Raw genomic sequence first — 10,945 nt, 5'->3', positions numbered from 1 at the left:
CAGCGCCGACCCGTGGACCGTCGACGAGACGCCCCTGCCCACCTACAAGATCGTCCGCACCGACACCGCGACGGGCGAGACCACCGTCGTGGACAAGTGCAAGCCCTTCACCCCCTGGGACGAGCCGCTGACGGACCCGCACACGTACTGGACCTGGGCGGACGACGACGCTCCGTTCTCCGCGCGTAAGCAGGTCAACGGCACCTGCTGGGACGTCCAGGGCGCGTCGGAGACGACGTACGAGTACCGAGTCGTGACGACCGACCGGTACGGGCACGTCTCCCCGCCGGGCCCGGCGGCCACGGAGACCACCCCGGACACCGAGCGTCCCGCCCCGGTGCAGAACCTGACCGCGGAGCCCGTCCCGCTCGGCGTCCGGCTGACCTGGACGCCGCCCGCCGATGCCGACGTCCGCGGCTACCACGTGTGGCAGGGCGTCACGGACGCGGACAGCGGCGAGACGGTCTGGAAGGAGAACTGCTGGACAGGCAGCTCCCTCGCCGGTACCGAGATCCTCTGCCCGACGGTCCCCGACGGCGCCACCCACGTCTACAAGGTGGCCGCCACGGACGACAGGCTCCAGCACGACGACGAGCCGCTCGACGTCCTCCATCCCGCCGAGGTGTCGGTCACCCTGCCCGACACCCGTCCCCCGGGCTGGACGGAGACCGACGTCCGCGAGGACCAGTACCCGGAGCTGTACGTCGGCTGCTCCGAGAGCTCCGGTCTCGGGGACTGCTCCCGCTTCGCGAGCTACCGAGTGGAGCGCTGGGACCCCGTCACGGCCGCCTACGTCACCCTGACCGAGGGCACGGCGGGTGACGCGGCGTACTACATGGACACCACGGTGCACGAGGACCGGCTCGGCCTGTACTACTACCGCGTCGTACGCCTGGACGCCTCGGGCGCCGAGGCCGTGACCCGGTCGACGGCCTACGGCATCTGGGACTCCTGGCTCTGACCGGGAGGGGGGAGGGGCCCGGAGAGAACTTCTCCGGGCCCCTCTCGCACGCCCACCGGATCACGCCCGCCGGATCACGCCCGCCGGGCCGAGGGATGTCACCTCAGCACGACCGTGGGGTGAGGAGCCGACGCAGTGCCGTCGGTGTGTGGCCGACGTATTGGCGCACGGTCCGGCAGAGGTGGGCCTGGTCGGCGAAGCCCAGGTCGGCGGCCAGGACGGCGAGGCTGTTCTCGCCCGCCTCCAGACGGTCGAGGGCCCGGCCGACACGGACCCGGTTGCGGTAGCGGGTGAGCGAGATTCCCAGCTCGCGGGTGAAGGAACGGCTCAGGCGGTAAGGCGAGACACCGAGGAGCTCCGCGAGCGGCAGAAGTCCCTTTGACGCGGGGTGGGCCTCGCCGATCGCGTGCCGGGCCGCTGCGAGGAGCACCGCGTCCTCCCGGCCGGGTCCGACGCCGGCCGGTACGGATCCGTCGACGGCCTGGCCGACGGTGGCGGAGAGAAGTCTCAGCAGGTCCTCGGTCACCGCGTGGTCCACGTCGCCGGTACGGGCGGAGGCGAGGACGCGGCGGTGGGCCAGGTCGAGGCGGGCGTCCACGTAGACGCTCTGCCGGGCCGGGCGCGCGTCCTCACCCGCCACGGCCCTCCACAGGGCGGGCGTCAGACTGATCGACGTGCACTCGTCGCCCCCGGCGGCAGGGTGAGCGAAACGCTCCTCCTCGCCCGGGATGCCGAGATAGGCCATCGTCGGGTCGACCTCGGCCAGGGTGCCGGCGGCCCGCCTGCGGAACCGGCCGCGGCGCACCAGCACCACTCGGTAGTCCTCGCGCACCTCCTCCTGTGACCAGCGGGAGTGGTCGTCCCGGCAGCTCACGGCGGTGACGCGGAAGTCCGGCCGGGTGGCGAGGACGGTCGAGGTCAGCACTCTTGAAACGCTACGCCGGGGGTCTGACATCGGCCCGCCGCAAGAATGTTCAAGACCGGGACCGGGCGCGCGGCGCAAGCTGAGCGAAGTCGGATGTCATCCCGTACCGACATCGAGGAGCCGCCCCCGCCATGCCCGCTGCCGCGCAGATCGACACCGTCGTCTTTCCTGATCTCGGGGGGCTTCCGTTCCGCCTCGGCCACTGTGGCACCGGCGGCTGACCGATCACCTGACAGGAGAAGATCACATGGCTTACATCCGCAAGGAATTCATGATCGACAACTCTCCGGAGAACGTCTGGAATGCCCTGCGCGAGGTCGGAGACGTGCACCGGCGTCTGGTGCCGGGCTTCGTCACGGACACCCGCATGGAGGGCGACACCAGGATCGTGACCTTCGCCAACGGTGTCGTCGTGCACGAGCTGATCGTCGACATCGACGAGGCGGCCCGCAGAGTGGCGTACGCGGTGGTCGGCGGCTCGATGGCGCCGAGGCACCACCATGCCTCGATGGAGGTCCTCGCCGGGTCCGGAGGGCGCAGCCGGTTCGTCTGGACGATCGACGTGACGCCCGACGAACTCGCCGGCCCCATCGACGAGATGGCCGAGCAGGGCGCGGGCGTCATGCGGGAGACGCTGAAGGCCACCCCGGTCCCGACGGGCAGGTAGGGATCCGGACCGGCCGCCTCCGCGGCGGGGGCTCTTCGGTGCGGGATCTGGTGGCGGACCCCTTGAACTGGTCCGGAGAGCGAGGAACCCCCAGGTCGTTGACCTGGGGGTTCATCCAACGAACGGCATTCGGCCGCGATGTTCGGCGCGATGCGGTTCGCTCAGTCTTCTCGCCGCGCCGCCGCCTCCTGCAAGTACGCGGAGATCATGGCGAGGTCGTTGGCGATGTCCAGCACGCCGCTGACATCGGTCGTCGGGGTGGAGGCGCCGTTGACGCCCGCGAAGAAGACGTCGAAGCGGCCGTCGCCCTTGTCCAGGTAGCCGGCGATCGTGATGGCGCCGACGGCCAGGCGGTCGTTGAGCGCGTCCAGCCCGACGGCGGCCCCCGTCTTGGCGAACACCTTCCCGCGCGCCGGGCAGTCGGTGCAGTTGTCGGTCAGCAGCCCGTCGACGCCGAGGATGGGCAGCGCGTTGCGGAAGACCTCCGCCTCGGGAGTGTGATGCCAGTACGTCAGCATCTGGACCACGGCCTCGGGCGTGGTCCGGTCGACGGGGTTGCCGCCGCGACCGTCCAGGAGCTGGACCTGCTTGCGGTCGACGCCCGCGTGGTCCAGGAAGTCCGCCAGCACCGGGAAGCCGTCCATGCAGTCCTGGCTGCCCTTCGCGACGGCCATCAGGCAGATCGCGAGGTTGGCGCCCAGGTTGTGGCTGACCTTGAAGATGAGCTTGGCGTACTGGGTGTACGGCGGCGAGGTGTACTGGGCGACGCGCTGCCGGCCCTCGTACGACTCCGGGAGCCGGCCGACCGGGTTGGCACCGGTCGGCTTCGCCGTCACCTCCACCCCGGCCCGCCCCAGCGCCTCGATCAGAGCGGTGCGTCCGAAGGCCGCCGGATCGGCGATGGGTGACACCTTCAGAGCCGGTGCGGAGTCGGCGGCGATGGTGCCGGACAGCTTGATCCGGGTGCCGTCGGCGGAGGTCGTCACCTCGATGTCGGTCGGCCCGCCCGCCGCCACGGTCCGCACGGCCGACGTGACGCGGTACGGGGCCACCTTCGGTCGCCAGTCCAGTCGCGCGGGTGCGCCGGGGCGGGCGCCGGGGGTGGTCAGCAGGTCGATGAGATTGTCGTTGATGATCAGTGGGGTCGGTACGGGGACGAACACCGGCTCGGGCTCGAAGAGCCGGTCGTCGACGACCACGTTCCCCTCGACGCGGGTGATGCCGGAGTTCCGTACCTGCCGCGCGATCCGGTTGATCCCGGCGAGCGGGTTCTGCGGTGTGAGCGTGGCGCCGGGGAAGTCGTTGGCGTACGTGTGGTCGAGGTCCGTGTAGTCGACCGTGCCGTCGGCGCGGGTCCTGCCGCCCATGGTCAGGTCGCCCTGCGCGACGAGGTCGAGATCGCCGGCCAGCGTGCTTCCGCGGCGCTCACCGACCGCGTAGACCGGCGTCCTGAAGCGGTGGTCGCCGCCCAGGGTCTTCCACGCCCCGGACGTGCCGAACAGCTTGGCGACCGACCCGGGGATGAAGAGCTTCTCTGCGAACCGGCTGTGGACGACCCGTCCGCTGTCCGGGTCCTGCTGGAGCAGGCCCCACTGGGCGTTGGGGTAGTCCGGCTTCCGCATGATCTCCGTGATCCGCGGATCGAGCCGGTCGGAACCGCCGTCGTCGGGCGGCGAAGCCGCCTCGGCCGCCACACCCGACGTCAGGGCCGTGAGCAGCAGGGCGCAGCAACCGGCGACAACGCGGCGCCGAAAAGATCCAGAACTCTCTCCTCGCACCGCGGCACGCACCGTTCGTCTCGGTCGTCTCGGCAGTTTCCTGTCCATGGGGTCAGGTATGGACCCCGACGTGCGCCGGACTCGGGCGGCACGAACGGTAGTCACCCGAACGGCACGGCACATTCGTCGCAATGCGCAGCGAACGCCCGGTCAGGCCGGCCTGGGGCAGCGGCCGCAACCGAACTCGGCCCGCGATGCTGCCCGCCACCCTTCTCGCGCCCCCCGCTCCCTCAGGCCGGTCAGCGAGCCGGGCGGCGGCCCTGTGCCCCTCGTCTGTCTCGGAATCCCGCTGTTTGTCGCCGGCACCCTGTGGGTTCGTCCTTGATCGGTAACAGGGGGAGCCTGCGCGGGCGTTCGTATGTCTTCATGAGGGCAGGGCATCGGGGTGACGGCAACAAGGGGCGGGCGGACATGGCGAAGCACAAGGGGAGCAGACGGCACGGCCGGCTTCTCGCGGCAGGACTCGGGGTCACGGCGCTGGCCGCTGCCGCCTCCGTGTGGACCGCGCAGGCCGACACGGCCGGAGTGCGGCAGCCGAAGGCGCGCGTCTCGGCACCCGACGTCCGGCCGGTCGCGGCGGACATCGCGCACGCCTCGGACCGGGGCCCCCGGGGCGTCAACATCACCATCGACGACGGCCCGGACCCGGCCTGGACGCCGCAGGTGCTGCAACTGCTGAAGGACAGCGGTGTGAAGGCCACGTTCTGCATGGTGGGCACGCAGGCCCAGGCGTACCCGGACCTGGTCAAGGCGGTCGTGGCGGACGGGCACCGGCTGTGCAACCACACCGTCTCTCACGACACCACCATGGACACCAAGTCCGAGGCCTACCAGTCCCAGCAGATCCTCGATGCCGAACGCATGATCATCAAGGCGTCCGGCGGCGTCCGGTCGCAGTACTACCGCGCTCCGGGCGGTGCCTTCACCCCGTACAGCCGACAGCTCGCCGCTTCCCGGGGCATGCGACCGCTGGGCTGGAACGTCGACACCAAGGACTTCGAACACCCCGGCGTGGACGCCATGGTCGCCACCGTCAAGAGGGAGATCACCAACGGGCCGACCGTCCTCTTCCACGACGCGGGAGGAGACCGCTCCGAGACGGTGACCGCCCTGCGCGAGATCCTGCCCTGGCTGAAGCAGCAGGGCTACTCCTTCGGCTTCCCCGTACGGTGAGCAGGGCTCCCGCGCCGGCGTGACGTACCCCCGGCCTGCGAACCGTCAGGCCGATGCCCCGCTGTCGACGACCAGGTCGGTACCGACCACCGCGCCGGCCATGGGCGAGGCGAGGTAGAGCACCGCGGCCGCCACCTCTTCGGCCTCCGCGACCCGGCCGAGTGGGTTCTCCGACTTCACCCGCTCGGCACGGTCGGCCTCGGTCTCGCCGGGCCGCAGCGACATGGGCGCGGCGGAGGCTCCGGGGCTGACGGCGTTGATGCGAATGCCCTGGTGGATGTGGTCGAGAGCGGCGGCGCGGGTGAGCGCGGAGACCGCTGCCTTCGAGGTGATGTACGCGGCCGCGTTCGGGATGCGCATGTGTGCGCCGAGGTTGGAGGAGATGTTGACGATGACCCCGCCGCCGTTCTCCTTCATGTGTGCGATCTCGTGCTTCATGGCCAGCCAGACGCCGGTGACATTGGTCCGCAGCACCGCGTCCCAGTCCTCCTCGCTCACCTCTCCGACGGGGACGGTGCCGCGGAGTATCCCGGCGTTGTTGACCGCGATGTCGAGCCCGCCGAAGCGGGTGGCCCCCTCGCGAACGAGGTCCCGGAGCCGGCCGGAGTCCGTGACGTCGACGGTGATGGCGGCAGCCGTGCCACCGGCCGCCTCGATGAGGCCGACCGTCTCCTCCAGGGTGGCCGCGGTGCGACCCGCTGCGATCACGGACGCGTCCTCGGCGGCGAAGGCGAGCGCGATCGCGCGGCCGAGACCGGAGCCCGCACCCGTGACGAGCACGGTCTTGCCAGTGAAGCGGTTCATCGTTCGGTAACTCCTCTGAGTGGTGGATCAGTCGGTGCGATGGTTCAGGAAGGCTGCGACGGCAAGTGCGGCCCCGGTCGCGGCCAGGGACAGTGCGTCGCCGCCGAGCGTGAGCAGGAGGGCGAACAGGACGGTCGGGCCGAGCTCCATCGCGCTGTTCAGCACACCGCCCGCGAGCCCGGTCTCCTGCGGCGGTACGCCTTCGGTGGCGAGCACGGCGGCTCCGCCGAAGGAGGCCGCGGCGCCGGCCGACAGCAGCACGAGGCCCGGCAGCACCCCGTACGCGTACGGAGTGTGTGCGTGGAGTCCGGTGGAGGCGAGGAGGGCGAGCCCGGCCGCGCCGGTGCCGAGCCCGGCGGTCGTGACGGCGCCGGCCCCGTACCGGAAGACGAGGGGCCCGGCCGCCCGGCCCGAGGCGATCAGCGCGATGGCGAACGGCACGAATGCGGCCGAGGTCTGCAGCGGTGACCAGTCGCGGGTCTGCTGGAGGTGGAGTGAGAGGACCACGGAGGTCATCGCCGTCCCGCAGGCGCTCAGCGCGATGGCCGTGAGGGCGAGGGCTCGCCGCCGGTCGAGCAGGAAGCGGGGCGGCAGCAGCGGGTCGCGGGCGTGGTGCTCGGCGTACAGGAACGCGGCAAGCAGTACGGTCCCGCCGAGCAGTGGCACGAGCACACCGGCCGACGACCAGGGCCGGACGTCGGTCACGACGAGCCCGTAACTGGCCAAGGTGATCCCGGTGGTGGCGAGCAGCGCACCGGGCAGGTCGAGAGTCCGGCCCCGGTCAGGAACGGTGCGCGGCAGCAGCCGGGGCGCGAGGGCCAGGGCGGTGACCGCGACGACGAGGGGTACGACGAAGGTCCAACGCCACGACAGCCACGACAGGATGACACCGGAGAGCAGATTGCCGGCGGTCGCGCCGAGTACGGAGAGCCCGCCCCAGGTGGCCATCGCCCTGCCGTACGCGCTGGGGGAGCGGAAGACGATGCGCAGCACCGCCATGGCAGCGGGCGCCACCAGGGCTGCGCCCGCGCCCTGTGCGAGGCGTGCCGCGAGCAGTGCCCCGATGCCGGGAGCGAACGGGGCGGCGGCCGATGCGGCGGCGAGGAGAATGAGGCCGGCGGCGAGAGTACGCCGCCCGCCGTAGCGGTCGGCGAGCCGGCCACCGAAGAGCAGCAGACCGGCGAAGGTCAGTCCGTACGAGGCGCTGAGCAGGATCAAGTCGGGCCGCTGCAAGTCGAATTCACGGCCGATGAGAGGCAGCGGTACGGCGATCGCGGACAGCGTGAAGATCAGCGTGGTCTGGACGCTTCCGAGAAGGACGAAGGCGTATCGGTGCTGCACGTCGAGGACGTGGGTGGCTCTCCCGGCGGTCATACCCCTCCTCATATTTGATCGATCGGTCCAGTATTTGGCCATGCGCGGGAGGCTCGGTGAGCTCGGTGGGTTCAGTGGGTTCAGTGGGTTCGGCGTGGTGACTCAGTCCAGCAGGGTCAGCGCCTGCTCGGCCGCATCCCGTACCCGGGCGGGATCGCTTGACGCCTTGCCGACGATCCGTATGCCCTGCAGCAGGACGAGCAGCAAGTGGGCCAGCGCACGCGGATCGCGATCCTCGGGCAGCTCGCCCTGGGCCCGGGCCCGTACGAGCGCGGACCGCAGCAGCGTCTCGAAGTGCTCCCAACTGACCTCGACCCGACGGGCCGCAGCGGGGTCGTGCGGGGCCAGTTCAGCCGCCGTGTTGGTGATGAGGCAGCCATTCAGCCTGCCGTCGGGGGAGGCCGCTTCCGAGGCGAAGCGGCGTACCGTCGCCCGCACGGCGGGCAGCGCGGGTCCCGGTTGGGACAGCTCGGTGAGGAGCAGCGGATCGCGCTCCTCCGAGTACCGGTCCACGGCCTTCAGGTACAGCTCGTGCTTGTTGCCGAAGGTGGCGTAGATGCTGGCGCGACCGATGCCGAGGTGCTCGACGAGGTCGGCGATCGACGTCGCTTCGTAGCCCCGCCGCCAGAACAGCTCAAGGGCCGACTGCAGCGCGGCGTCCGGATCGAATTCCTTGGTCCTGGCCACATCGGCGACCATAGGCCAATGTGGAACGATCGGTCAATAAACTCTCGGCGAAGAGGAGTTGTGGTGCTCACCGCGGTACGTGGTGCACGTTCCTACGAGAAGCAGGCGCCTCTGGCACAGGCGACTCGGGTCAGCCCCTCAAGAGAGCGGCGGCTTCACGTCGTACTCCGGCGGCGGGGTGTTTCGGCTTCGACGGGAGGCTGTTCGGCAAGGGTGGTCCTACGCGTCAGCACCTTGCCCTGGGTGGCGGCGAGGGCCGCTCCGACGAGCAGGACCACTGCGCCCGTCCCCTGCAGCAGACCGAAGGACTCGCCGAGGAGCAGGGTGGGGCACAGGGTGTTGACCACGGGGACGGTGAACATCATCAGAGAGGCGTCGGCCGGTCCCACCGTGCCGACCCCGCGGTAATAGAGGAGGTTCGCGATGGCTGCGGCACCGACGGCGAGGTACACGGTGTTCAGCCACACCAGCGTGCGCAGCACGCGCAGCGCTGGATCCGTACTGGTCGAGTCGGCGGGTTCGAGGACGGTGGTGTCCACCGGGACCAGGGGCATGCCCATCACGGTTGCGTCCGTGTGGGGGAGAGGGCCGGATGCGAGCATGCGTGTCCAGCCGAGCACCAGGGGGGCGGTCGCTGGCTCCTCGTCCTCGTCCGACAACGGGACTTCATAGGCGACTAGTTCGTGTGGCGCCACGGTGTCTGCGGCCCCGGTCACGACCCGGACCGCATCTCGCACCGGCAGCACACCGCGCAGGAAGGTCCCCCCGGCAAGAGGCACCGCTGTGTAGTCGAGGAGGAAACGCGTGATGTACGCCTGTTGCTCGACCGTTTCCCCGCCGGGGTCGTTCACTCGTTGATCCAGTCCGGGCACCTGTTCATGCCCTTGCAGTAGGCCGTGATGACACCGATGTTCTTGCCCCTGCCCGCGTCGTACTCACCATCGGCCGTACGGCGGGCGTACTGCACGATGACCACGATTTCGACCAGCTTGGTCTGGTTGCGAGCGACCCGGTAGTACTCGAGTCTGCCTCCGTTCTTCTTGTCGACCCTCCCGGCCAGGGCTGCGTCGACCACCCGGCACTTCTTGATGTTGTGCTTGCCGGAGAAGTGCTTCCAGCCGAGATCGGCGTTGCCATAACGCGTAGGGATCACCCGTCCCTCAGGGTCGGTCTCCTCACACTTCACGCTCTTGTTCCAGTGCGGCGCCGCTGACACCTCGCCCACGAGGGCGGCTGCGAGGCATCTGACCTGCGTGAACGTGCGGCGATGACCTCGTCCTGGCTGCTTCGTCCGGCCCTGTGGTGACCGCTGTTTACCGCCGCTACTGGCACGTTGTGCCACGGTCCTCCACGGGAGGGAAGGCGCTGCTGCTGCTTCTGGACACCACGACCGGAGACCTGGCGGGCAGGGTGTCGAATTCCGAGAGCATGGACGCGGTTCGCGTTCTCGCGGCGAGCCTTGCGCTGTCCCGGGATCGCTGAAGGAGCGTTGAGCGGCTGGCAGTGCACGAGGAACCGCTGAGGGACGGCTGGTGCGGTGGTGACGCGCAGGGTGCAGCCCTGGCCGCGCCGTACGGTCACGCCCTGGTCGAGCGCGGTCCGCCAGGCATCGTCCAGCTCTGCGACGCAGAGGAAGTCGGCGACCTTGCCCGGCATGTCGAGGACGACCGGCAGCTCCGGGGCCGGAGTGGCCGGGTCGGCGGCCGACCAGTCCGATGCCGCGGGTGCGGCCCGCGATGCGGGGCCGGCGATCAAGGTGGAGGGGATGTCGGCGTGCGTGGCGAAGCAGGTCTCAAGACCAGTCAGGAATCGAGAAGCCCCGGCCGCGGCACAGCCCCTAGCGTGATGGTCATGGCAACCACCGCTTCCACCGCAGCCGTTACGTCCCTCGCGTCCGTCACCCTTGAGGTGGCCGACCTCGAGGCCGCTCGCCGCTTCTACAGCGCCTTCGGCGTAGACACGTACGTAAACCTGCGGGCGTCCGAGGCGCACTCCACCGGATTCCGCGGCTTCACCCTGGCGCTCACGGTGTCCCGTCCGGCCACCGTCGACGGCTTCTTCGGCGCCGCCGTAGACGCCGGCGCCACCGTCCTGAAGCCCGCCGCGAAGTCCCTGTGGGGCTACAGCGGCGTCGTCCAGGCCCCGGACGGGACGATCTGGAAGATCGCGACCTCGGAGAAGAAGGACACCGGCCCCGACACCCGCGAGATCGACGAGGTCGTCCTGCTGATTGGCGTCGAGGCCGTGAAGGCCACCAAGCAGTTCTACGTCGGCCGGGGCCTGACCGTGGCCAAGAGCTTCGGCGGCAAGTACGCCGAGTTCGCCGCCGGTCAGGCCGGCCCCGTCAAGCTGGCGCTGTACAAGCGCCGAGCCCTGGCCAAGGACCTCGGCGTTCCCGTCGACGGCACCGGCTCGCACCGCATCGTCCTCGGCAGCACCGCCGACGCTTTCACCGACCTGGACGGGTTCGCCTGGGAGGCCGCCGCGTAGCGCGTCCCCACGTCGCCCTGACCCCCGGTCTGTCATACCGGTTGACCGGCGAACACGCCGATGAGCCAGCCGGGCCCTGGCCCGGA

General features: G+C 70.4%; 10 protein-coding genes and 1 pseudogene. 4 read left to right on the top strand and 7 right to left on the bottom strand.

Features of this window, described 5'->3' with window-relative positions; translation table 11 throughout:
• A pseudogene (locus AB0C82_RS31220) lies at positions 1-961 on the top strand (hypothetical protein); the annotation flags it as partial.
• A 103-nt stretch (positions 962-1,064) separates the two neighbouring features.
• Here AB0C82_RS31220 and AB0C82_RS31215 read toward each other — a convergent pair.
• Positions 1,065-1,886, bottom strand: a complete 822-nt coding sequence (locus AB0C82_RS31215; protein WP_362848558.1) for an AraC family transcriptional regulator — start codon at positions 1,884-1,886, stop codon at positions 1,065-1,067.
• A 247-nt stretch (positions 1,887-2,133) separates the two neighbouring features.
• Here AB0C82_RS31215 and AB0C82_RS31210 point away from each other — a divergent pair, with 247 nt between their 5' ends.
• Positions 2,134-2,553 (top strand): SRPBCC family protein, encoded by a 420-nt coding sequence (locus AB0C82_RS31210; protein WP_362848556.1) that lies wholly within the window; start codon positions 2,134-2,136, stop codon positions 2,551-2,553.
• Between the two features lie 161 nt (positions 2,554-2,714).
• Here the strand turns inward: AB0C82_RS31210 and dacB are convergent, their stop codons facing one another.
• A complete protein-coding gene (dacB, locus tag AB0C82_RS31205) occupies positions 2,715-4,247 on the bottom strand; it encodes a D-alanyl-D-alanine carboxypeptidase/D-alanyl-D-alanine-endopeptidase (RefSeq protein ID WP_362848553.1) in 1,533 nt (510 codons plus the stop codon).
• Between the two features lie 495 nt (positions 4,248-4,742).
• Here dacB and AB0C82_RS31200 point away from each other — a divergent pair, with 495 nt between their 5' ends.
• Positions 4,743-5,504 carry a polysaccharide deacetylase family protein gene (locus AB0C82_RS31200; RefSeq protein ID WP_362848550.1) on the top strand — a complete coding sequence of 254 codons (762 nt, stop codon included), beginning with the start codon at positions 4,743-4,745 and terminating at the stop codon, positions 5,502-5,504.
• Positions 5,505-5,549: 45 nt separating this feature from the next.
• Here AB0C82_RS31200 and AB0C82_RS31195 read toward each other — a convergent pair whose 3' ends face one another.
• From AB0C82_RS31195 to AB0C82_RS31175, 5 genes are all read right to left on the bottom strand, one after another.
• Positions 5,550-6,308 carry an SDR family oxidoreductase gene (locus tag AB0C82_RS31195; protein ID WP_362848547.1) on the bottom strand — a complete coding sequence of 253 codons (759 nt, stop codon included), beginning with the start codon at positions 6,306-6,308 and terminating at the stop codon, positions 5,550-5,552.
• A 27-nt stretch (positions 6,309-6,335) separates the two neighbouring features.
• On the bottom strand, positions 6,336-7,682 hold the full coding sequence (locus AB0C82_RS31190; RefSeq protein WP_362848545.1) for an MFS transporter: 1,347 nt from the start codon (positions 7,680-7,682) through the stop codon (positions 6,336-6,338).
• A 102-nt stretch (positions 7,683-7,784) separates the two neighbouring features.
• Positions 7,785-8,369 carry a TetR family transcriptional regulator gene (locus AB0C82_RS31185; RefSeq protein WP_362848543.1) on the bottom strand — a complete coding sequence of 195 codons (585 nt, stop codon included), beginning with the start codon at positions 8,367-8,369 and terminating at the stop codon, positions 7,785-7,787.
• Between the two features lie 155 nt (positions 8,370-8,524).
• Complete coding sequence (locus AB0C82_RS31180) at positions 8,525-9,220, bottom strand: DMT family transporter (protein WP_362848540.1); 696 nt, start codon at positions 9,218-9,220, stop codon at positions 8,525-8,527.
• Positions 9,217-9,522, bottom strand: coding sequence for a hypothetical protein (locus tag AB0C82_RS31175; RefSeq protein WP_362848537.1), 306 nt, complete (start codon positions 9,520-9,522; stop codon positions 9,217-9,219). The genes AB0C82_RS31180 and AB0C82_RS31175 overlap by 4 nt, the downstream gene beginning before the upstream one ends.
• Positions 9,523-10,214: 692 nt before the next feature.
• Between AB0C82_RS31175 and AB0C82_RS31170 the strand changes: the two genes are divergently transcribed.
• The gene (locus AB0C82_RS31170; RefSeq protein WP_362848604.1) at positions 10,215-10,859 is read left to right on the top strand and encodes a glyoxalase; all 645 of its coding nucleotides are present in this window, start codon (positions 10,215-10,217) and stop codon (positions 10,857-10,859) included.
• The last annotated feature ends 86 nt before the right edge of the window (positions 10,860-10,945 follow it).

The organism is Streptomyces sp. NPDC048560 (assembly GCF_040650955.1).
In the GTDB taxonomy this organism is placed as follows: domain Bacteria; phylum Actinomycetota; class Actinomycetes; order Streptomycetales; family Streptomycetaceae; genus Streptomyces.
This window is presented reverse-complemented; position numbering and strand designations above follow the sequence as displayed.

What these genes read in the sequence shown, in the direction of transcription:
- AB0C82_RS31210 (WP_362848556.1), top strand. Translation starts at nt 2,134, where the DNA reads ATGGCTTACATCCGCAAGGAATTCATGATCGACAACTCTCCGGAGAAC.
- AB0C82_RS31200 (WP_362848550.1), top strand. Translation starts at nt 4,743, where the DNA reads ATGGCGAAGCACAAGGGGAGCAGACGGCACGGCCGGCTTCTCGCGGCA.
- AB0C82_RS31195 (WP_362848547.1), bottom strand. Translation starts at nt 6,308, where the DNA reads ATGAACCGCTTCACTGGCAAGACCGTGCTCGTCACGGGTGCGGGCTCC.
- AB0C82_RS31190 (WP_362848545.1), bottom strand. Translation starts at nt 7,682, where the DNA reads ATGACCGCCGGGAGAGCCACCCACGTCCTCGACGTGCAGCACCGATAC.
- AB0C82_RS31170 (WP_362848604.1), top strand. Translation starts at nt 10,215, where the DNA reads ATGGTCATGGCAACCACCGCTTCCACCGCAGCCGTTACGTCCCTCGCG.